At 69.9% G+C, this 22,267-nt stretch carries 19 protein-coding genes; 11 read left to right on the top strand and 8 right to left on the bottom strand.

All coding sequences use genetic code 11. The annotated features are described in order from the left end of the window. Positions 1–215: 215 nt before the first annotated feature. A complete protein-coding gene (locus ACQPZX_RS49570; protein ID WP_433372491.1) occupies positions 216–2,567 on the top strand; it encodes a hypothetical protein in 2,352 nt (783 codons plus the stop codon). Between the two features lie 428 nt (positions 2,568–2,995). Here ACQPZX_RS49570 and ACQPZX_RS49575 read toward each other — a convergent pair whose 3' ends face one another. From ACQPZX_RS49575 to ACQPZX_RS49585, 3 genes are all read right to left on the bottom strand, one after another. Continuing rightward, positions 2,996–4,540: a glycosyltransferase family 87 protein gene (locus ACQPZX_RS49575; RefSeq protein WP_433372494.1), complete on the bottom strand. Its 1,545-nt coding sequence runs from the start codon at positions 4,538–4,540 to the stop codon at positions 2,996–2,998. Positions 4,541–4,676: 136 nt separating this feature from the next. Further along, positions 4,677–7,367: a transglycosylase domain-containing protein gene (locus ACQPZX_RS49580; protein WP_433372497.1), complete on the bottom strand. Its 2,691-nt coding sequence runs from the start codon at positions 7,365–7,367 to the stop codon at positions 4,677–4,679. A gap of 189 nt (positions 7,368–7,556) precedes the next feature. Next, positions 7,557–8,024 (bottom strand): DUF5318 domain-containing protein, encoded by a 468-nt coding sequence (locus tag ACQPZX_RS49585; protein WP_433372500.1) that lies wholly within the window; start codon positions 8,022–8,024, stop codon positions 7,557–7,559. Positions 8,025–8,181: 157 nt separating this feature from the next. On the opposite strand from ACQPZX_RS49585, the gene ACQPZX_RS49590 reads away from it, so the two are divergent. Continuing rightward, positions 8,182–8,811: a PadR family transcriptional regulator gene (locus ACQPZX_RS49590; RefSeq protein WP_433372502.1), complete on the top strand. Its 630-nt coding sequence runs from the start codon at positions 8,182–8,184 to the stop codon at positions 8,809–8,811. A 23-nt stretch (positions 8,812–8,834) separates the two neighbouring features. Next, a complete protein-coding gene (locus ACQPZX_RS49595; RefSeq protein ID WP_433386012.1) occupies positions 8,835–9,914 on the top strand; it encodes an inositol-3-phosphate synthase in 1,080 nt (359 codons plus the stop codon). A gap of 58 nt (positions 9,915–9,972) precedes the next feature. On the opposite strand, the gene ACQPZX_RS49600 is transcribed toward ACQPZX_RS49595, so the two are convergent. From ACQPZX_RS49600 to ACQPZX_RS49615, 4 genes are read right to left on the bottom strand one after another with little or no spacing between them, the layout of a single operon-like run. Next, positions 9,973–10,359: a hypothetical protein gene (locus ACQPZX_RS49600; protein ID WP_433372505.1), complete on the bottom strand. Its 387-nt coding sequence runs from the start codon at positions 10,357–10,359 to the stop codon at positions 9,973–9,975. Further along, positions 10,356–10,556, bottom strand: coding sequence for a hypothetical protein (locus ACQPZX_RS49605; protein ID WP_433372507.1), 201 nt, complete (start codon positions 10,554–10,556; stop codon positions 10,356–10,358). The genes ACQPZX_RS49600 and ACQPZX_RS49605 overlap by 4 nt, the downstream gene beginning before the upstream one ends. Positions 10,557–10,588: 32 nt before the next feature. Beyond that, entirely contained in the window at positions 10,589–11,044 is a 456-nt protein-coding gene (locus ACQPZX_RS49610; RefSeq protein ID WP_433372510.1) for a methylated-DNA--[protein]-cysteine S-methyltransferase, read from the bottom strand. Between the two features lie 33 nt (positions 11,045–11,077). Further along, complete coding sequence (locus ACQPZX_RS49615) at positions 11,078–12,505, bottom strand: CCA tRNA nucleotidyltransferase (RefSeq protein ID WP_433372513.1); 1,428 nt, start codon at positions 12,503–12,505, stop codon at positions 11,078–11,080. A gap of 104 nt (positions 12,506–12,609) precedes the next feature. Between ACQPZX_RS49615 and ACQPZX_RS49620 the strand changes: the two genes are divergently transcribed. The 8 genes from ACQPZX_RS49620 to ACQPZX_RS49655 all read left to right on the top strand — a co-directional run bounded on the left by ACQPZX_RS49620 (position 12,610) and on the right by ACQPZX_RS49655 (position 21,434). Continuing rightward, positions 12,610–13,491: a hypothetical protein gene (locus ACQPZX_RS49620; protein ID WP_433372516.1), complete on the top strand. Its 882-nt coding sequence runs from the start codon at positions 12,610–12,612 to the stop codon at positions 13,489–13,491. A gap of 49 nt (positions 13,492–13,540) precedes the next feature. Then, complete coding sequence (murJ, locus tag ACQPZX_RS49625) at positions 13,541–15,301, top strand: murein biosynthesis integral membrane protein MurJ (protein ID WP_433372519.1); 1,761 nt, start codon at positions 13,541–13,543, stop codon at positions 15,299–15,301. A 178-nt stretch (positions 15,302–15,479) separates the two neighbouring features. Then, entirely contained in the window at positions 15,480–17,021 is a 1,542-nt protein-coding gene (locus ACQPZX_RS49630) for a protein kinase family protein (protein WP_433372522.1), read from the top strand. Positions 17,022–17,066: 45 nt separating this feature from the next. Further along, positions 17,067–17,801, top strand: a complete 735-nt coding sequence (gene sigM, locus ACQPZX_RS49635) for an RNA polymerase sigma factor SigM (protein ID WP_433372525.1) — start codon at positions 17,067–17,069, stop codon at positions 17,799–17,801. Then, positions 17,798–18,712: a hypothetical protein gene (locus ACQPZX_RS49640; protein WP_433372528.1), complete on the top strand. Its 915-nt coding sequence runs from the start codon at positions 17,798–17,800 to the stop codon at positions 18,710–18,712. The genes sigM and ACQPZX_RS49640 overlap by 4 nt, the downstream gene beginning before the upstream one ends. Before the next feature lie 126 nt (positions 18,713–18,838). Next, entirely contained in the window at positions 18,839–19,798 is a 960-nt protein-coding gene (trxB, locus tag ACQPZX_RS49645; protein WP_433372530.1) for a thioredoxin-disulfide reductase, read from the top strand. Positions 19,799–19,809: 11 nt separating this feature from the next. Further along, entirely contained in the window at positions 19,810–20,133 is a 324-nt protein-coding gene (gene trxA, locus ACQPZX_RS49650; RefSeq protein ID WP_020511170.1) for a thioredoxin, read from the top strand. A gap of 149 nt (positions 20,134–20,282) precedes the next feature. Continuing rightward, entirely contained in the window at positions 20,283–21,434 is a 1,152-nt protein-coding gene (locus tag ACQPZX_RS49655; RefSeq protein ID WP_433372533.1) for an N-acetylmuramoyl-L-alanine amidase, read from the top strand. Here ACQPZX_RS49655 and ACQPZX_RS49660 read toward each other — a convergent pair. After that, entirely contained in the window at positions 21,431–22,099 is a 669-nt protein-coding gene (locus ACQPZX_RS49660; RefSeq protein ID WP_433372536.1) for a GNAT family N-acetyltransferase, read from the bottom strand. The two genes, ACQPZX_RS49655 and ACQPZX_RS49660, sit on opposite strands and share 4 nt — an antisense overlap. Positions 22,100–22,267: the final 168 nt, after the last annotated feature.

Below are 22,267 nucleotides of genomic sequence, written 5' to 3' on the forward strand. Positions count from 1 at the left end.
CCGCGCCGGCTCCTGGAGCGGCGGCTACGGCGCCCGCGTCGGCACCAGGTTCCGCGCCCGCCCCTGCGTCGGCTTCCTCGTCGGCGCCGGCTTCCTCGTCCCGGTCAGGACCGGCTTCCTCGTCGGCGCAACCGCCAATGTCCGCGCCGCCGCCTGGTTCTGGTGCGCCGCAGCCGCCTGCCGGGCCGGCGAGCGAGGCCGATCGGGCGGCGCGCATGACGGCCGCGCTGGAGGAGCCCGCTGCCGTCGGCGCTGAGCCGGGGTGGCGGCGATTTCTGCGTGTCACCGGGCGGCGACGCCCGGCGACGCCCGCTCGTGAGCTCGCCGCCGTCGGCGCACCCGCGTCCGCCGCCGCCGGCCCGTCGTCCGCGCCTCCGTCTCCGTCCGGTGTGTCCGTTTCTACGCCTGGTGCGGCAATTGCTCCACAAGCGACACCTCCGGCCGGCCGGATCAAGGAGCCGCTGCCCAGCGATCGCCCCGCCGACGTGCCGCGCGACCCCTGGACGGTCTTCGCGACCACAACCGAGCGTCCGCCCGGCCGCATCCGCCGGGGCATCCGCGCCCTCGGCCGCGCGCTGATCCACGAGTACGCGGTGGTCACCTACGTCGCGCTGGCGCTGGCCGTGGCGATGACCTGGCCGACCCTGCAGTACCCGCTGCACACCCTGCCGCAGGATCTCGGCGACCCGGCCCGTCAGGCCTGGCAGATCGCCTGGAGCGGGCACATCCTGCTCACCGACCCGGTCAAGCTGTGGCAGGCCAACGCGTTCTTCCCCGAGCCCAACAGCTTCGCCTTCGGCGACAGCCTGCTCGGCTACGCCCCGGCCGGCATGATCGGCGAGGGTCCGCTCGCCGCCGTGCTGCGATACAACATTCTCTTCGTGCTGGCCCATGCGCTGCTGTTGATCGGCGCCTACGCCCTGGTCCGGCAGCTCGGCGCGGGCCGCACCGGCGCTGCCGTGGCCGCGGTCGCCTTCGCGTACGCGCCGTGGCGCCTGGCCCAGGAGGGCCACCTCGACATCGTCTCGGCCGGCGGCATCCCGCTCGCGCTGGCCATGCTGGCCCGCGGGCACGGCTGGTCGATGCGGCGCGGCTTCCGGCGTACGCATCGTCATGCCGGCTGGGCCGCGGCGGGCTGGCTCGTCGCCGCCTGGCAGGTCAGCCTCGGCTTCTCGCTCGGGCTACCGCTCCTCGGCGTGCTCGGGATCATCCTGCTGGTGCTGCTGGTCCGGGTGCCGATACGCTGGTGGCGCCGTCCCGCCGAGCGCCCGGTGCTGGGCTGGCGGCTGCTGGTCACCGACATCGTCGGCCCGCTGATCGTGGCCTGTGTGGCCGCGCTCATCGCCATCCCGTACTTCAAGGGCAGCGGCACGAGCACCGCCACCGCCGAGATCAAGTTCTTCTCGCCGCCGCTGCGCAGCCTGCTGATCGGTCCCGCCGACTCGCGGTTGTGGGGCGGCGCGCACGAGGTGCCGCGCTCGTCGCTGACCTGGCCGGCCGAGATGTCGTTGCTGCCGGGCTTCATCCTTTACGCCCTGGCCCTGGCCGGACTGGCTTTCTCCATCTGGACCCTCTGGCAGCGCCTGCTGCTGCTGGCCGGCCTTGCCGCCACGATCATCCTGACCCTGGGCACGACCTTCTTCGACGGCCGCTGGAGCTATCTGCCGCTCTTCGGCCACCTGCCCGCCTCGGTGGGCGCCCGGATCCCCGGCCGCCTCATGCTCTGGGTGACGCTTCTGCTGGCCATCCTGGCGGCGGGCGCGGTCGCCGAGTTCGTCCGCCGCGCCGACCACTGGGCCGAGCAGCGCATCCCGCCGTGGCCCGGCCCGTGGCTGCGGCTGGCCACGCTGATCCCTCTGGCTCTGGTGCTGGCCGAGGGCTGGGCCGCGACCGCCCACCCGGTGGTGCCCGACCAGCCCAAGGCGATGCGCACGGTCACCGGCCCGATGCTGGTGCTGCCGACCGCCGAGCTCACCGACCAGATGGTGATGCTCTGGTCGACGACCCGCTTCCAGCAGATCGCCAACGGCGCGGGCGGTTTCGCCGTGGCGCATCAGGCCGAGATGCGCCGGTCGGTGCAGACGTTCCCCGACGCGGCCAGCATTCAATACCTGCGCACGCAAGGCGTCACCACGGTCCTGCTGCTGCGCGACCATGTGGCGGGCACGCCGTGGGAGCGGGCAGGCGACATTCCGGTCGACGGGATGGGCATCACCCGCGAGGACCTCGATGACGCCGTCCTCTTCCGGCTGACCCCGCCGGACCAGTCCGGCCAACAGCCGGGCCAGCCCGGGGCAGGCCAGCCCGGCACTCAGCCAGGGGGCACGCTGCCGGGCACGGGAACTCAGCCAGGGACGGGCACGCTGCCGGGCACCGGCACCGATCCGGGCACGGGTCTGCAGCCGGGGACCGGAACGCTGCCCGGCGGAGAGAACCCGCAGCCGGGCACGGTCACCCAGCCGGGAGGGCAGCCCGGCCTCGGCGGCACCCTGCCGGCGTTTCCGACCCAGCCCACCCTCAACGCCCAGCCCGGCGGCCCACCGACGCTGATCGCCGCCGGACGGTAGGCCCCCGGGAGGCAGGACCGCCGAGCGGCAGGACCCACCGGCGGCACGACCGTCGAGCGGCAGGACCAACCCGGCGGCACGACTCAACGAGCCGTCGGGGCGCGCCGAGCCGTCGGGCGCGCCGAGCCGTCGGGCGCGCCGAGCCGTCGGGCGCGCCGAGCCGTCGGGCGCGCCGAGCCGTCGGGCGCGCCGAGCCGTCGGGCGCGCCGAGCCGTCGGGCGCGCCGAGCCGTCGGGCGCGCCGAGCCGTCGGGCGCGCCGAGCCGTCGGGCGCGCCGAGCCGTCGGGCGCGCCGAGCCGTCGGGCGCGCCGAGCCGTCGGGCGCGCCGAGCCGTCGGGAGACAGCAAGCGCTCGGGAGACAGCAAGCGCTCGGGAGACAGCAAGCAGCCCAGGCCGAAACGCCCGGGCTGCTCGGTTTTGTCGGAGCGTCAGGTGGTGAGCGCGGGCTCCGCGGAGGCCGGCGGCTCGGGCTCGGCGGTGTCGGTCACGGCGGCGGGCTTCGGTTTGCGGCGGAAGGCGTTGCCGAAGCCCTCGACCCAGCCGGCGTCCGGGCGGTTGAGGACGCCGCCGTCCGGGTCCTCGCCGTGGTAGGTCTGGCGGACCGCGTCGAGCTCGGGCCGCCAGATCTCGCGGATCACCAGACCACAGAGGACCGCGACCGTGACCAGGCGCAGGGTCGAGGCCAGCACGAACGTACCCTCGGGGATCACCGGCTTGCCCCCGGCGCCCAGCAGCTCGGCGTAGAAGGCCGTGAAGTAGCCGAACTCGGCGACCGTCCAGGCGAGGATCGCGCCCCACCGCGGGCGGGCCAGCACAATCAGTGGGAGCAGCCACAGGACGTACTGCTGCGACCAGACCTTGCTGAAGATGAGGAACGCCGCCACGACCAGGAAGGCCAACTGGGCCATCCGGGGGCGCTTCGGCGCGGCGAGGGCCAGGATCGCGATCGCGACGCAGGCGAGCCCGAACAACCCGTACGTGATGATGTTGAGGGTTGGGACGTTGTTGCTGAGCCACTGGAACGGGCCCTGATCACCGGTCGCGCCGCTGTGCCACTTGCCGTCCAGGTAGCGGCCGACGTACCAGAACGTGCCCCAGTCGATCGGCCGTTCGCTGTTGAGCTGGAAGAAACGCAGCCAGCTGTCGTGCCAGTAGTACCAGACCGGGAAGTTGACCACGACCCAGGTGCCGGCCGTGGCGAGGAACGACCACAGCCATTTGTCGAGCGTGCGTGAGCGCAACGCCAGCACGAGCAGCGGCCCGAGGATGAACAGCGGCCACAGCTTGGCCGCCGCGCCCAGCCCCAGGAACACGCCCGCCCACGCCGGATGTCGCTTGGCCCACAGGTAGATGCCGATCGCGGCCAGGCCGATCGCCAGGAAGTCCCAGTTGACCGTGGCCGTGAAGAAGATGATCGGCGACAGCGCGAAGATCGCGGCGTCCCAGGGTCGTCGCCGGCGCAACGCGAGGATCACGGCCGCGGTCACCACGGCCAGCGCCGAGAGCACCACCGCGTTCGTGTTGTAGAACCACTGGCCCTGGTTGATGTTGGGGTGCTTCACGCCGTACGCGTGCACCGGCAGGCCCAGCGCGCCCATGAAGTAGCCGGTGACGACCGGGTACTCCACCGCGTGGTCCTTGTACGGAACCTTGCCCTCGTTGAGCCCCTCGGCGTAATAGAGCGCCAGCACGTCGGTGTAGCAGAACCGGGTGTACTGGATGTTCTTCTGCCAGTCGCCGGTCTGGCAGGGCGACTTCTGCACCCACGAGAACGCCAGCGTCATGCACATCAGCGCCATGACGATCCGGGCCGCCGTCCAGAACCGCCCGCGTCTCGCCTCGGGCCGCACGGCGTGCCCGCCGAGCGGGCCACCGATCGCCTCGGAGAGGCCGCGCACGAACGAGTCGCCGGTCGCCGGAGCGATCGGCTCGGCCTCGGGGCGATCGATGTCCTCGGACGGTTGGGTGCTCATGACAACGCATCATGCCGTATCGGGCGGCAATCGTCGGACACAACTTCCGGCGTACGTGAGAAAGCCTGCTGAAACGCCACGGCCGGCGTGCGCCCCTTCGGAGGGCAGACGCCGGCCGCGCGAACGGGGTCAGACGCTAATCGCCGCCTGTTGCCGCTGTTGTCTCTTGTGTGAACGGGTTGGTGACAGTGCCGGTGCCGTTGTTGCCACCGCCGTTGTTGCCACCGTTGCCACCGCCGTTGTTGCCGTTCCCGCCGTTGTTGCCGCCGTTGCCGTTCCCGCCGTTGTTGTTGTCGCAGCTCACACCGATGAGCTGGAGCGCACAGTTGTTGTCGGGGAGCACCGGCTCGACGGGCTTGATGCCGTTGCCGAACTTCGCCGGGTCACCGGTCTTGGCCCGGTCCGGGAAGTCGATCTGCTTCCAGTCGAGCGCCTTGGTGACCGAGTTGAGGAACTGCCGCCAGATCTTCGACGGGACGCCGGCGCCGAACATGTCGTTGAATCTGCTGCTGCTGTTCGGGTCGTGCAGCTCGACCTTGTTGGTCTTGCCGCCGACCCAGACCGTCGCCGCCAACTGGGGTATGCCGCCGACGAACCAACAGTCACCGGAACCGGTGTGTCCGTCCTTGCCGTCGTTGTACTCCCAGGTGCCGGACTTGGCGATGCTCTCGCGGCCGTTGTTCAGGTCGCGCTTGTCGACGTCGACGATCTCCTTCATCACGCCCTGGAGGTTGGACATCTTGTCGGCGTCGAAGACCCGGGTGCCCGCGGTCTTCTCGGCGTTGATGACCTCGACCTTGCCGTCCTCCGGGTTGACCCGCTTCACCTGGCGGATGAAGTGCGCGTTGTGGTGCACGCCGCCACTGACGATCGTCGCGACGCCCTCGGCGTGCTCGAGCGGCGGCACCCGGTACTGGCCGAACGCGACCTCGTTGTCGAAGTAGCCCGACTTCTCCCAGGTCGACTTGTCGGTCTTGGTCAGGTCGACCATCTGCCCGTTCGGGAACTGCTTGTTGCCGTCGGTGAACATGTGCTTGATGCCGGCGGCCTTGGCCGCCGCGATCACCTTGGACCGGCCGATCGTGTCGGCGAGCCAGTAGAACGGGAAGTTGTACGACTTGATCGTCGCGGTCTCGAGGTCACAGTTCTTCGGCTTGTTCTTGCAGATCGTGCCCGGGTCCGCGCCGGCGTTGTTGATCGGCTTGCCGTTGGGACGCAGCTTGGTGCTGTCCCAGATGCTGTCGAAGGACAGGTCCTCCTGCAGGCCGGCGGCAAGCGTGTAGATCTTGAACGTCGAGCCCGGTGACTGGCCACCGTTGACGCCGGAGCCGTCGCCGGCCATGTAGCCGCCGTAGTCGGTGCCATTCGGATTGTCACCGCCGAAGTAGCCGAGCACCCGCCCGGTATTCGGATCGATGCCGATGACCGCCGCCTGGTACGACTTCGGCAGGTCGTGCATCGGTGAGTCCGCGCTGGCCGCCGATCCGGCCTGCTCGGCCGCCTTCTGCACGTCGGGGTCGATCGTCGTGGTGACGGTCAGACCGCCCTGGTCGAACTCGGCGTCGCTGATGCCCATCTGCGCGAGCTCGGCCTTGACGTGCCGCAGGATCATGCCGACCGGCTTGTTGGCGGCACAGGTCTTGCAGGAGTTCGCGGTGGGCTTGCGGGCCGTCGGGTACTTCCGGGCCGCGTAGACCTCCGGGGAGATCCAGCCCATCTCGAGCATGTTCTTCATCGTGTACTCCCAGCGCTCCTTGGCGGCCGGGAGGTTGTAGTTGGGGTCGTAGCCCCGGTGTGCCGAGTTCGGGTAGGGCTGCTTGATGATCGAGGCAAGCACCGCGGCCTCGTACGGCGTGATCGCGTTCTTCTGACCGGCCGGCGTGGTCACCGACTTGCCGAAGTAGCCCTGAGCCGCGGCCTCGATGCCGTACCTGCCCTCACCGAGGTCGATGTAGTTCAGGTACATGCCCATGATCTGGTCTTTGTTGTACTGCGACTCGAGCTTGCGGGCGATGACCGCCTCGCGCAGCTTCCGGTTGATGCTGATGGCCTTGAGGTCGGCCGCGTGCCGCGCGTACTGCTGGGTGATCGTCGACGCGCCCTGGGTGGCGCCACCGGTGAAGTTGTTCCACGCGGCGCGGACGATGCCCTTCATGTCGATGCCGTGGTGCGAGTAGAAGTTCTTGTCCTCGGCGGCCGCGACGGCGTGCTCGACGACCTTGTTGATCTTCTCCTCGGGCACCACGGTGCGGTTCTGCTCGCCCATGTTGGCAAGTACGGCGCCGTTCGCGTACTTGATCACATTGGACTGGTCCTCGCTGACCGGCGAGGGCAGCGCCACGTCGTCGAAGAAGTAGGTGCCGCCGACGACGCCGGCGCCGAGCAGGATGACCACCACGGCGGCCGCGGCGGTGAGGATGTTGGTGCGGCGACGGCGCTTGGCCGCCTTCGACTTGTCCTTGCCCTTGCCCCCGGGGGTGCCTGGACCACCCGGCGCGTCCAGCCCAGGACCGGGCCGGACCGCGGCGCGGGCCACCGACGCCCGGGCGCCGACCGAGCCGGTTCCCGCACCGACCGAGGCGCGGGCGCCCACCCGAGCGGAGCCCGTAGCTCCGCCCACCGACGCCCGGCCCGGAACCGACGCCGCGCCCACCTTGGCAGCACCGACGGAAGCACGCCCGCCGGTACCACGGCGGTACGCGTCGGGCGCGGGACGGGCCGCGGCCGAATATCGGCCGTCGGACTGGTCGTCGTCTGGCGCGGAGGCACCGGACCCGGGCACGCTGGCCCGGGCACGCGGAGACTGCGATTCGCCGTACGAGTTCATGCGGTCACACCTCGGTCACGGTGGCGCACGACGAGAGAGCCCTGGAGGGGCCCCCGCCGACGACGCCACGCGCGGACGATTTGGGCTGCAAACCGGCAGCCGCCCTGTCGGATGTCATGAATGACCGATTGCGGCGCTGGATGCCCGGTTCGGTCGGGGTCGTGCACACGGTATCGGGGCGAAGCCACGTCATCGGCGGCCCTCCCGGCGTTGCGGCGACGACCCTGTACCGCGGTGGCGGCCCGCGGCGGACGAGGCGACAGCTTCGTCCTGATCAAGCTCGTCGGCGGTCAGCGCGTCCCGGCCGAGCACGTACTGCTGGGTCAGGTGATTCCACGCGCAAGAGCGGCACACCTCCACGACGAACACCTGGAACTCACGCAGAGTCATCGCCAGGACGGGGAGCTCGGCCAGCTTTCGGGCCTGCCCGGCGGACTGCTTGAGTTCATCGCCGTAGATGTAATGCACGAGGGTGAGATTGTCGCGGCGGCAGACCGGACAGCGGTCGTCGGTCGGCTCGCCGTGGAATCGAGCTGCGTTTTTCAAGTACGGGGACGCATCGCAGACCTCAAGCGTCCCGACACGACCGTTGTGCACGTCACGCAGCACTGCCCGCTTCTGTAGCGAGTAGTCGACGACCTGCCGCTGCGTGCGCATGGCGAAGAGAGTACGCGGTCCGCGCGTGCGCGGCGACAGCCATCACTCAGCGTGGCGCGGCGGTCGCGTTAACGGTTCTTCTTGCGTCCTTCACCAAGGCGATCTACGGTTGCGATGTATCGGACCGATACATCGGGGTACGAGAAGGGGGTGGCCGATGTTGGAGTTGGCGATCCTCGGTCTCCTTCAGGAGACCCCGATGCACGGGTACGAGCTGCGCAAGGAGCTCGCCACCAAGCTGGGCACGATTCGCGCGGCCATCAGCTACGGCACTCTGTATCCGACTCTCAAGCGGCTGCAGACCACCGGCTGGATCACCGAGTCGGAGTCGGATCCCTCGATCATCCCGCCGATGACCAGCAAACGCGGCCGGGTTGTCTACAAGATCACTGCGGAGGGCAAGGAGCGCTTCGCCGATCTGCTCGCCCAGGCCGGCCCGGAGACGTACGACGACGCCGGGTTCGGAGTGCACTTCGCCTTCTTCTCCCGTACCGATCAGGCCACCCGGCTGCGCATCCTCGAGGGCCGTCGCCGGCGGATCGAGGAGCGGCGCGAGGGCCTGCGCGACGTGCTGTCCCGGGCCGGTGAACGGCTCGACGCCTACACGCTCGAACTGCAACGCCACGGACTCGACGCTTGCGAGCGCGAAGTTCGCTGGCTGGAGGAGCTCATCACCAACGAGCGCTCCGGCCGTGCGCCGGCCACCCCCGGCACTCTCGACCTCCCCGCCGACCCGGCAGGGGACGCACCCCCCGAATCCCCGCGTCCGCAGACGGACCGGCCGTGATGAACAACAAGGAGGCAAACGCGATGGGCTCCGTACGCGTCGCCATCGTCGGTGTGGGCAACTGCGCCTCGTCCCTCGTGCAGGGCGTGGAGTACTACAAGGACGCCGACCCGAACGACCGCGTTCCGGGTCTCATGCACGTGACCTTCGGCGATTACCACGTCTCGGACGTGCAGTTCGTCGCGGCGTTCGATGTGGACGCCAAGAAGGTCGGCATGGACCTGGCCGAGGCGATCGTCGCCAGCGAGAACAACACGATCAAGCTGACCGACGTGCCGCCGACCGGCGTCACCGTCCAGCGTGGACCGACCTTCGACGGTCTGGGCACGTACTACCGCGAGATCATCGAGGAGTCCTCGGCCGAGGCCGTCGACGTGGTGCAGGCGCTGCGCGACGCGCAGGTCGACGTGGTGGTCTCCTACCTGCCGGTCGGCTCCGAGCAGGCCGACAAGTTCTACGCCCAGGCCGCGATCGACGCAGGCTGCGCCTTCGTCAACGCGCTGCCCGTCTTCATCGCCTCCAACCCGGAGTGGGCGCAGAAGTTCACCGACGCGGGCCTCCCGATCGTCGGCGACGACATCAAGAGCCAGGTCGGTGCGACGATCGTGCACCGCGCGCTCGCGAAGCTGTTCGAGGACCGCGGTGTCGAGCTGCTGCGCACGTACCAGCTCAACTTCGGCGGCAACATGGACTTCATGAACATGCTGGAGCGCAACCGCCTGGTCTCCAAGAAGATCTCGAAGACCCAGTCGGTCACCAGCCAGATCCCGCACGAGATGGTCAAGAGCGACGTGCACATCGGCCCGTCCGACCACGTGCCGTGGCTCGACGACCGCAAATGGGCCTACATCCGCCTGGAGGGCCGCTCCTTCGGTGACACCCCGCTGAACGCCGAGCTCAAGCTCGAGGTGTGGGACTCCCCGAACTCGGCCGGCGTCATCATCGACGCCGTCCGCGCCGCGAAGATCGCCAAGGACCGCGGCATCGGCGGCCCGATCCTCTCGGCGTCGTCCTACTTCATGAAGTCCCCGCCGGTCCAGTACAACGACCACGACGCGAAGGAGTCCGTCGAGGCCTTCATCCGCGGCGAGATCGAGCGCTGACCGCCGCGATCACCGAGAAAGGCCGGGCCGCCGAGGCGACCCGGCCTTTTCCGTCCCTTCATCTGGTACGCAGGTACGGCCGCAACCGCGCGACTATGTCAGTCACGTTGTCGAGTGCGCCGCTGGTGATCTCGTCGGTGATCACCATCTGCTCCCAGGCCGAGATCTCCAGATCGAGGCCGTTGCGCATCAGCATGCCCAGCGTGGCCGCCCAGGCCAGGCCGGCGTTCCAGAGCTGCAACGGGCGCCAGACCAGGATGGCGTGCAGGAGTGCCGCGGATTTCTCCAGCAGCGTCGGATAGACCAGACGGTTCAGGATGGCGGCGTTCGGCCTGACTGCCGCGGCCACCAGGATGCCGCCGTCTCGGACGTTGCTTCCCGGGCCCGTCGCCTGCCCGAGAAGCTCGAGCAGGTCGAGAGGATCGGGCCAGGCCGGCTTGGTCATCGGTCGCCGATCAGGTCGAAGAACTCCCTGTGCTCGGCGTACACCCGGCGGGCGAGCTCTCTTGTCTCGCTGTTGCTGCCGCCGGCCAGGTAGGCGTTGATCACGTTGTCCAAGGGCTCTGCGTCCGGCTGGTGGACCGAGGGATCGAGCTGGCGAAGCCGTTCCTCGACCTCCGGCCGGAAGTCTTGAGTTGTCATAGGACAGGTGTACGCCTGACTATGGGCAGTGGTCAACTCCAGGCGCGTGCCAAAGCGACCCGCGCCTCCAGCTCCAGCAGCTTGCGCTTGCGGTCGAGGCCGCCGCCGAAGCCGACCATCTTGCCGCCGGCGCCGACGACGCGGTGGCACGGGACGATGACCGGGATGGGGTTGTGGTTACAGGCGGTGCCGACGGCTCGGGCGGCGCCGGGGTCGCCCAGCGCGGTGGCGATCGCGCCGTAGGTGATCATCTCGCCGTACGGAATCTTGGCTATCTCGGCCCAGACGGCGCGCTCGAACTCGGAGCCGCCGCGCAGCTCGAACGGCACGGTGAAGTCGGTGAGCTCGCCGGCGAAATACGACTCCAGCTGGGTCGCGGCCGGGTGCGGCTCAGAGGGGCCGGGCTTGGCGCCGAAGCGCACGTTGAGCACAGTCTCCCCGGCGACGACCACGCCGAGCGGGCCGATGGGTGAGTCGACGACGAACATGGACCCGATTCTGCTCCGGGGGTACGACAGAAATCACAGATGGCCGTTGTCGCGGGCCCACTTGAAGAGTTCCGCCTCGGCCTCGTCGCGGTCGAGCGGCCCGCGGTCGAGGCGCAGCTCCTTCAGATAGCGCCACGCCTGGCCGACGATCGGGCCGGGCGGGACGCCGAGCAGCTCCATGATGGCGTTGCCGTCGAGGTCGGGGCGCACCCGGGCGAGATCTTCCTCGGCCGAGAGCCGGGCGATCCGCTCCTCGAGCGCGTCGTAGTCGGCAGCGAGGTTGGCCGCCTTCCGCTTGTTGCGCGTCGTGACATCCGACCGGGTGAGCTTGTGCAGGCGGTGCAGCAGCGGACCGGCATCGGTCACGTAGCGGCGCACTGCCGAATCGGTCCACTCGCCCCGGCCGTACCCGTAGAAACGCAGATGCAAGGCGACCAGCTCGACCACCTCGGTGGTGACGTCCTTGGGGTATTTCAGGGCCTTCATCCGCTGTTTGGTGAGCCGCGCGCCGACGATCTCGTGGTGGTGGAAGCTGACCCGCCCGTCGCGGCCGACCGCCTTGGTGGCCGGCTTGCCGACGTCATGCATCAGCGCGGCCATCCGCAGCACGAAGTCGGGTCCGGTGGAGCCCTCGAGGCGGATCGCGTTCTGCACGACGATCAGGGTGTGCTCGTAGACGTCCTTGTGCTGGGCGTGCTCGTCGATCTCGAGCTTGAGCCCGGAGATCTCGGGAAGGAAGCGGTCGGCGAGCCCGGTGTCGACGAGCAGCCGCAGCCCGGTGATCGGGTCCGCGGCGCACATCAGCTTGGTGAACTCGTCCCGGATCCGCTCGGCGGTGATCCGCTCGAGGTCGCCCGACATTTCTGACATGGCGGAGATGACCGGTTCGTCCACTGTAAAACGCAGCTTCGCGGCAAAACGGGCAGCACGCAGCATCCGAAGTGGATCATCACCGAAAGACACCGAGGGCGCCGCCGGCGTGCGGATCACTTGCGCCGCGAGGTCGGCAAGTCCACCGTACGGGTCGGTGAAGACGTGCCCCGGCAGCGACACCGCCATCGCGTTGACCGTGAAGTCCCGCCGCTCGAGGTCATCGAGCAGCGACTTCCCGTAGACCACGACCGGGTTGCGCGACACCCCGTCGTACGCCTCGGCCCGGAAGGTCGTGACCTCCAGCCGGAGGCCGTTCTTCTGTACGCCGATCGTGCCGAACTCGCGGCCGGTCTCCCAGATCGCGTCGGCCCAGCCCTGCACGACCATGAGGGTCTGCTCGGGCGTGGCGTCGGTGCAGAAGTCGAGATCGTCGCCGAGGGCGCCGAGCAGCGCGTCCCGCACCGACCCGCCGACCAGGTGCAACTCATGGCCGGCGGCCTCGAACCGGCGCCCCAGCTCGTCCGCGACGGGGGAGACTCGGAGCAGCTCGGCGACGGCCTTACGCTGGGCGGCATTCAACACAGACATGGGACTCAAAGCCTAGCTGGCCTTTGGTCCGGCCTTGGGTGGTGGGCGGGGCGGTTGGATGGAGGGCGTGGCACGACTAGATTTCAGCGGGCAGGATTGACGGCGTGCCCGTTTCCGAGGCGCTACTACGCCTGAGTGAGAACCCCGGGTTCTGGATCGGCGACGGCGCGACCACCGATGACCCCGATGCCCGTGAGCTGCGGACGATCTTCCCCGTCACCGGCGGATACGCCCTTGTCCTCGACATCGGCCTGTCGTCCGGCGAGCGCACCCTCGGCCTGCGCATCCCCGCCTCCTCCGAGCCGGTCCAGCTCGCCTGGGCCCCGGCCGGCGGCCCGTACCCCGCGGCGCTGCGCTGGTGGGAGCTCGATCTCTGCGCCCGGGTGATCGCCCTCGAGGATCCGACCCTGCCGCATCCGGGCCTGGTGGTGGCGCTGCTCTCCCCGTTCGCGCCCGGGACCCCCGACGACGACGAGACCACGATCGGCGCGATGCGCGAGGCGGCGTACCGATCTCTGCGCCGCGAGGTGCCGCCCGCGCCGCCCCATGGTCCCGAGCAGGCGCCGCTTCCGCTCTTCGCGAGCGACGACTGGTGGCCGTCTCCCCCCGCGGCTTCGCCGCAGGTGCTCGACGAGGCCACGATCGCGGAGATCACCCGGCCGACGTCCCGCTTCTCCGACGTCCGGCACGGGTCGCGCTTTCCGCGTGAGGATCTGGCCCATCTCGTACGCCTGGCGTCAGCTCGCCTGGCGCGGATGCCGGACGAGCCCTGGCACCACGTCACCCTCCCCCTGACCCGGGAAATCCTCGACACCGGTGACCTCGCACCCATTCCCGCGCTGCTCGGTGCGCTCACCGAGGCCGGCTGCGATCATCCGACGGTGCTGGACGCGCTGAGCGAGCCGCTGGTACCGGCGGAGGCCTGCTGGATGGTCGAAACCCTGGCCGGCGCCGAACCCGGCACCCTCCTGCGCCGTCGGGTATGACGTACCCCTTTATGGTGACTGCATCGTTCGGACAAGTCGGGAGGCACGGGTGAACGGCGGCCTGTACCGCAGCGCGCACGCCGCGCCGGACGGCGTGCCACCGCTCGCCGAGGACGGCGTCACCGTGATCTCGGTGGACTCCGGGATCATCGGTCAGGAGCAGGCCCTGCCACCGGAAGAGCTGCCCCCGGGCAACGTCGGCGGCGACGGCGGCACGGTCGGCAACAGCGCGATCATGGCGGCCGGCAGCCTGGTCAGCCGGCTCATCGGCTTCGTGCGCAACGCGCTGATCGGCATCACGCTCGGCGCGGGCATCGGCGACGCGTACACCAGCGCCCAGTTCCTGCCGGGCCAGATCTACGAGCTGCTGCTCGGCGGCATCCTCTCCAGCGTGCTGATCCCGCTGCTGGTGCGGCGGCGCAAGAGTGACCCGGACGGTGGACTCGAGTTCACCCGGAAGCTGCTCACCTTCGCGATCGTGTCGCTCGGCATCGCGACGATCCTGGTGGTGGCGGCCGCCCCGGTGATCACCGCGATCCAGGCCAGCAGCGACAACCCCGATTCCTACAAGAACCTGGTCACCCATTTCGCGTACCTGATCCTGCCGATCATCTTCTTCACGGGCCTGTCCGCGCTGATCGGCGCGGTGCTCAACGTGCGCGGGCACTTCGCGGCCCCGACCTGGGCGCCGATCCTGAACAACCTCGTGGTCATAGCGACCTGCGGCGTGTTCATCATGTTCTTCAGCAAGGACGACCTGACCGTCGACAACATCAGCAGCGGCGCGATCCTGCTGATGGGCCTCGGCACCCTGCTCGGCATGGTGGTGCAGGCGATCGGCCTGCTCCCGGCGCTGCGCAAGGTCGGCTTCAGCTGGAAGTGGCGCTGGGATCCGCGCTCGCTCGGCCTCGGCGAGATCGGCCGCCTGGCCGGCTGGATGCTCTGCTACGTCGCCGCCAACCAGATCGCGGTCTTCGTCGTGGTGCGCATCCTGAACCGGGTGGCCGACGGGGACAGCGCCAGCGTGCTGGCCTTCAACAACGTCTTCCTGCTGACGATGATGGCGCACGGCATCATCGGCGTTTCGGTGATGACCGCGCTGCTGCCGAAGATGAGCGCGGCCGCCGCCGACGGCCGGTACGCCGACGTCAGCGCCGACCTGAGCCGCGGCATCCGGCTGACCGCGACCGCGCTCGCGCCGATCGCGGTCGTCTACGGCGTCCTCGCCGCGCCGATCTCGGTGATGCTCTTCCAGGGCGGCAAGTACACCAACGCCAACGCCCTCGCCACTGGCACGGTTCTCGCCGTGGCCGCGTTCGCCGTCATCCCGCTGTCGATCAGCTACCTGTGCACGTACGCGTTCTACTCGCTGCAGGGCAACAAGACCGCCGCGCTGATCAACCTGCCGGTGGTAGCGGTACGAATCGGGGCGTACCTGGTTTTCGCCGCGGTTCTCGCGAAGTCGCACTCGGCGGCCGGGATGACCGCGGGCAACGCCATCTCCTATCTCGTCTCGGCGCTGATCTCGCTGGCCGTGCTGCGCCGCCGGATCGGCCGGCTCAACCTCGGCTCGGTCGCGGCGGCGCTGATGAAGGTGCTGGTGGCCGCCGCGGTCGCCGCGGCGCTCGGCCTGCTGGTCGTGCACTTCCTGCCCGGCGCCGGCGCGCCGTCCGGCCGCGGTGAGGCTTTCGTGCAGTTGCTGGCCGGGGGCGCGGTCATCCTGATCGTCTACCTCGCGGCTGCGACTTTGCTCCGAGTGCGAGAAGTGAGCCAGGTAGTGGGCATGGTGAGGCGCAAGCTCGGCCGCTGACCTGCTGTTTTTCCGCCGTTGAGTCGGATCTGCCCGCCAAGCGGCCGGGGAAACCGAGGTGCCGCGCCGGGGGGACGACCTGCCGTACGGTGGCCGGGGGCGGGTATGGTCGGTGTCGGCATGCACAGCCTTTTGCGCCAGCGTGGGAAACTGCGCTGTGAGCACCGAGGGAGGACGGGTGACCCAGGTCGGCGAAGGCCACGAGACCGCGGCCGATGCGGACGGGCCGGTCATGACCTTCGGTGCACCCACCGTCGGTGAGATCCTGGCCGAGCGCTACGAGCTCCAGGCGCACGTCAACGACGACAGCGCGGGCCGTCAGGTCTGGCGCGGCGTCGACGTCGTGCTGCGCCGGCCCGTCGCGGTGGTGTTGCGCTACCCGGGTGGCGATTCCGCCACCGAGATGCTTCAGGCCGCGGTCGACGCGAGCCGGGTGATCCACCCCAACCTGGTCGGCGTCTACGACGCGATCGACGAGGGCGCCCGGGCGTACGTGGTGCGCGAGTGGGTCGACGGCGAGTCGCTGCGCGAGATGGTCTCCGAGGAGGGTCCGCTGGACCCGGCCCGGGCCACCGCGATCGCCCACTCGATCGCCGACGCGCTCGCCGCCGTGCACGCCACCGGCATGGTCCACGGCAACGTGCACCCCGGCACGACGCTGATCGCCGACGACGGCCGCGTGGTCCTCGCCGACGCGCGGGCCGACTCGGCCGACAGCGCCGAGGGTGACATCCGCGCGGTGGGTGGCCTTCTTTACTACGCGCTCACCGCGCACTGGCCGCAGACCGAGGTGAGCCACTCGGCGCTGCCCGACGCCACGCGCGACGCGTCCGGCAACCCGGCCGCCCCGCGGCAGATCCGGGCCGGCGTCCCGGCGTACCTCGACGATCTGACGATGGATCTGCTCGACCGGCGGGTCGCGGCTCCCGAGGCCGACGCGCTCGCGGCCGAGCTGGCCCGGCTCGACGCGGCGGCCGACGACGACTACGAAGACGTCGGCCCGCTGCGGTTCACGCAGGGCAACGCGACCGCCGAGCCAGCGCGGAACAATTCGAAGATCGTGGTCGGGGTCGCGGCGCTGGTCGTCATCGCGATCGTCGGGTTGATTTTCGGCATCCGCGCGATCACGAGCTCGAACTCGTCGGGTTCCAAGACGACGACGGCCCAGGTCGGCGACACGCCGAACGGCGATTCCTCGGCCGCGACCCAGGCCCCGGTGGCAAACCCGAAGAAGATCCCGCTGACCGCCGACATGGTGCGCATCGTCGACCCGCCGCACGGCGACCGGATGGACACCGGCCAGGCAGCGAACACGGTCGACAACGACCCCGACACCGCGTGGGTAACCCAGCGCTTCAAGCAGGCCAACTTCGGCACCCGCAAGCCCGGCATGGGCGTGCTGATCAACCTCGGCACCCCGCGCTCGCTGGCCGAGGTGCGGGTCGAGATGTCGACGCCCGGCGTGACGATGGACATCCGGACCGGCGCGTCCGACCCGGGTGACACGTCGGACGGCGACGACAAGATCGTGAAGACGTACAAGAAGCTCGAGGACGACGCCGAGGGCAAGACCGACGGCACCAACCGGGTGTTCTCCGCGTTCAACCCCGACCAGAAATACCAGTACGTCCTGGTCTTCCTCACCGAGCTGCCGGCGGCCGACGACGGCAACGGCGGCTTCAAGGTGGCGGTCAACAAGATCGAGGTTTACGGCTACTGATCGGCAGGGTCGCCGGGCCTTTCGCGACTCCGATAGCTTGTCACCGTGGATCCGCAGGGTGGCGCGAGCGACGCCGACCTTCTGCGCGCGCATCTCGACGGCGACGCGCAGGCGTTCGCCGTGCTGGTCCGCCGCCACCGTGACCGGCTCTGGGCGGTCGCCATGCGCACCGTCGGCGACCGCGAGGAGGCGGCCGACGCGGTGCAGGACGCGCTGCTGTCGGCGCACCGCAACGCGGCGAAATTCCGCGGCGACTCGGCCGTCACCACCTGGCTGCACCGCATCGTGGTAAATGCGTGCCTCGACCGGATCCGGCGGCGGCAGGCCCACCCGACCGTGCCGCTGCCCGACGGCAACCGCACCGACGACCGCCCGTCCGCTCCCGAGCCGGCCGCCCCGGCGGAAGACCACGACACCGCGCTGGTGGTGCGGCAGGCGCTGGCGGATCTGCCGACCGAGCAGCGGGCCGCGATCGTGCTGGTCGACATCCAGGGCTACCCGGTGGCCGAGGCCGCCGAGATCCTGGGCGTGGCCGAGGGCACGATCAAGAGCCGCTGCGCCCGCGGCCGGGCCCGCATGGCTTTGGCGCTCAGCAGTCTGCGCGGCCGGGAGCCGGCCTCGCGGGGCCAGAATCCGGGCACGCGCGGGCAGGAGCCGGGCGCGCGGGGAGACCGGGGTCACGCCGCCGAGGGGAACCAGCAGGCGGCCCAGACCGTCTCATCCGGACCGGGCGCGGGGCAACCGCTGCCCACGTCGGGCGAGGGGAGGGACGAGAGGTGACCGGGGCCGAGTTCCGCGGGGTCGACATCGACCTGCTGGCCGACTACATCGGCGGCGCCCTGGCCGGCACGCCCGACGAGTCCGTGGTCGCCGCTCTGATCGCCGACGACCCCGCCTGGCGGGACGCCTTCGAGTCGCTCAGCGGCGGCATGTCGGCCGTCGAGGACGAGCTGGGCCGCCTCGGTCCGCTGCCGATGCCCGACGACGTGGCGGCGCGGCTGGAGGAAGCGTTCGCCGCCCCGCGACTGACCCTCGTGCAGGACGCGGGCGACGGTGCTGACGCCGTACGCGAAAAGGAACTTGATCTTCCAAAACGTCGACCGGGTCGGCGGCTGCGCTGGGCCACCCCGATCGCCATCGCGGCCGGGGCAGTGGCATTTGTCGGATTCGGCCTCGACTATCTCGCCGGCCGCGACACCTCCACCTCCGACAAGGCCGCCACCAGCACCGCCGGCGGCGCAGCCGACTCGGCGGCTCGCCAGGACAACAATCCGGAGGCGCCCGCGATGGCCGAGTCGGGCCCGGGATCGGGATCCGCCGTCGCCAGGAAGGGCCAGGCGTCGCCGCCACCGCAGGTCCTGGAAAGCGGAACGAACTACACGAAGAAGACTCTTGCCATCGCACCGGCGCAGGCCCTGTCAAGCCGGTCCGCCGCAGTGCCCGCCGCGCCCGCCCCGCTGGCCCGGCTGAACGTCACGAGCGCTCTGCAGGAATGCCTCGACCTGATCGCCGGGGAGAACGGCGCCGGCCCGATCACCACCGAGACGGTCGACTACGCGAAGTTCGACGGCAAGCCCGCGATCGTGGTGCGTTTCACCGCCGGCAACGGCGCCTGGGCCTGGGCGAGCGGCCCGTCCTGCGGCACGCTGAGCGGCCACGCGGACACCCTGGCGAAGGTCCCGGTACGCTGAGCGACACCCCCCGGTGAGGTGGGCCACGGCCCGCGCGAGCGGGAATGGTGTGTGCCTAGCATGGCGTTCTAGCGTGCAGTGTCGCCGGGCCTTCACCCGGCGATTTCAGACGACAGGGAGTCGGCAGTGGACGAGGTCCGCAATCTGATCATCATCGGTTCGGGGCCGTCCGGCTACACCGCGGCGTTGTACGCGGCCCGGGCGAATCTCAAGCCGCTCGTGATCGAGGGCGTTCAGTCCGGTGGCGCGCTGATGACCACCACCGAGGTGGAGAACTTCCCGGGTCACCGCGACGGCATCATGGGCCCCGAGCTCATGGACACCATGCGCGCGCAGGCCGAGAAGTTCGGCGCCGAGTTCCTCACCGACGACGTCACACGCGTCGAGCTCACCGACAAGCCGACCGAGGCCGGCACCGAGGGGCTGAAGACGGTCTGGGTCGGCGACAAGGAGTACTTCGCCCGTGCCGTGATCCTCGCCACCGGTTCCGCGTGGCGCCCGATCGGCGTGCCCGGCGAGCAGGAGTTGCTCGGCCACGGCGTCTCCTCCTGTGCGACCTGTGACGGCTTCTTCTTCCGCAACCAGCACATCGTGGTGGTCGGCGGCGGCGACTCCGCCATGGAGGAGGCGACCTTCCTCACCCGCTTCGCCGAGACCGTGACGATCGTGCACCGCCGCGACACCTTCCGGGCCAGCAAGGTCATGCAGGTGCGCGCGCTGAACAACCCGAAGATCAAGGTCGAGTGGAACTCGGTCGTCGAGGAGATCCTCGGCGAGGACGGCAAGGTCAACGGCGTCCGGCTGAAGAACGTCAAGACCGGCGAGGGCAAGGTCCTGGACGTGACCGGCGTGTTCGTCGCGATCGGCCACGACCCGCGCAGCGAGCTGTTCAAGGGCCAGATCGAGCTCGACGACGAGGGCTACGTGAAGGTCGACGCCCCGTCGACCCGCACCAACATCCCGGGCGTGTTCGCCGCCGGCGACCTCGTCGACCACACCTATCGTCAGGCCATCACGGCCTCCGGCACGGGTTGTGCCGCGGCGCTCGACGCCGAACGCTTCATCGCCTCATTCGTAGAGCTGTAAGGAGTTTCGCCGTGGGAGCAGGCAAGCCCGTCACCGACGCCACGTTCACCAGCGATGTGCTGCAGTCCGACAAGCCCGTGCTGGTGGACTTCTGGGCGGAGTGGTGCATGCCGTGCAAGAAGGTCGACCCGCTGCTCGGCGAGATCGCCAAGGAGATGGGCGACAAGGTGGAGATCGTCAGCATCAACATCGACGAGAACCCCGAGACCACGCGCGCCTACCGGGTGATGTCGGTGCCCACGCTGACCATCTTCAAGGGCGGCGAGCCGGTCAACTCCGTCACCGGCGCCAAGCCGAAGAGCGCCCTGGTCAACTTCATCGAGTCGGCGCTCTAATAGCTCTGTGACGCCCCGCATCCACACGGATGCGGGGCGTTTCCATCCCCCGGGCCGGGGATTTCGCCACCCGGTGGGTGCGGCGCCTACGGAGTACGCTCCGAATCGTTCTTTTCTTTTCCCTCGGACCTCATTCAAGGGAGTCGCGCGTGCGTTCCATCCGACGTGGAGACAGCGGCCCGGCCGTTGCCGAGATCCGATCCATCCTGGTCGGCCTGGAGCTGCTTTCCGAGGACGGTTCGGACGTCTTCGACGACGCCACCGATCACGCGGTGCGCGCGTTCCAGCAGAGCCGCGGCATCGGCGTGGACGGTCTGGTCGGCGACGAGACGTGGGGCGCGCTGGACGCCGCCCGCTGGCGGCTCGGCGCGCGCACGCTGTTCCACTCGGTGCCCAACGCCTTGGTCGGCGAGGACGTGCGGACACTGCAGGAGCGGCTGCTCGAGATGGGGTACGACACGGGACGCGCCGACTCGATCTACGGGCCGCGTACGGCTCGCGCGGTCGCGCAGTTCCAGCGTGAGGTCGGTCTCACCCAGGACGGCTCCTGCGGCCCGCAGACCATGAAGGCGCTGCGCCGGCTCGGCCGCAAGGTCGTCGGCGGCCGTCCGCAGTGGCTGCGCGAGGCCGAGGCGTTCCGCCAGGCCGGCACCAACCTGATGGGCAAGACCATCGTGATCGACCCGGGTCACGGCGGCGGCGACGACCTCGGCGTGGTGGTGCCCGAGGGTCCGCTGCGCTGGACCGAGGCCGACCTCGTCTTCGACCTGGCCGCTCGGCTCGAGGGACGACTCGCGGCGGCCGGCATGCGGGTGCACCTGACCCGCGGCCCGCACCCGGCGCAGTCGATGAACGGCGCCGAGCGGGCCACGCTCGCCAACAGCCTGGGCGCCGACCTGCTCATCTCGCTGCACCTGGACGGGCACGAGAACGACGCGGCCCACGGCGTGGCGACGTACCACTACGGCACCGGCAACGGGCTCAGCTCGACCGTCGGGGAGCGGCTGGCCAACCTGGTGCAGCGCGAGATCGTGGTGCGCACCGGCATGCGGGACTGCCGGATCCACTCCAAGACGTGGGAGCTGCTGCGGTTGACGCGCATGCCCGCCGTACGCGTGGATCTGGGTTATCTGACGTCGCCGACGGACCGCGACCGCTTGGTGAACCCGCTCTTCCGCGAGCAGATCGTCGAGGCGATTCTCGCCGCGGTGCAGCGCATGTACTACCCCGTCGAGATCGACGTGCCGACCGGGTCGATCGACGTGCGGCAGCTGCGGGTGGCGCTCGGCGCCGGCAGCTAGTTGTCGACGCTCCGGGTGGCCGTGGCCGGCCGCACCGGGCGCAGCAACGTCTCGGGGCTCATCGAGCCGAGCAGCTTCTCGAGCGCGTACTCGACGTCGGACTTCCACGACAGGGCGGTGCGCAGCTCGAGACGCAGGCGCGGATAGCGCGGATGCGGGCGAACCGTCTTGAAGCCGACGGAGAGGAAGAAATCGACCGGCGCGACGCAGCCCGCCTGCTTCTCCTCGTCGGCCTCGCCGAACTTCGCGTCGCCGAATGCCTCGATCGCCTTCACACCCCGCTTGGTCAGATCGCGGGCGACGCCCTGCACGAGCATGCGGCCTAGGCCGCCGCCGGCGAACGCGGCCACCACGTGCGCGGTCATCAGCAGCGCGGCATCGGCGCTCACCGGGGAGGTGGGGAAGGCCATCGAACGGGGGACGTACGCCGGTGGGGCGTACATCACAAAGCCGGCCGGCATGCCGTCGACGTACGCCAGCTTGCCGCACGAGCCCCACTCCAGAAGCGTCTGCGAGACCCACGCTTCCTTCTCGAGGCCGGGATCTCCGGAGGCGCAGGCCCGCTCGGCGGACACCGGGTCGAGCTCCCAGAAGACACACTGCCGACAGGGACGAGGAAGATCCTCGAGGGTGTCCAGCGTGAGGTTGACCAGGCGGCGCGACACGGTAATCCCCCTCTGCCTCCGGGCGGCGACGTGCTCCTGTCCCGTGCCTACCCCGCGCGCCCCCGCGGAGGATCCTACGCCGCAAAATCCATGAACGGGACCAGGTCGGGCATCCGGGCCGGTTAACCGAGGGCCTTTGCAGCGACCGCCGTCTACCATTTGTGGTTC

It is taken from the genome of Actinoplanes sp. CA-142083, from assembly GCF_050942195.1.
Lineage (GTDB): Bacteria > Actinomycetota > Actinomycetes > Mycobacteriales > Micromonosporaceae > Actinoplanes.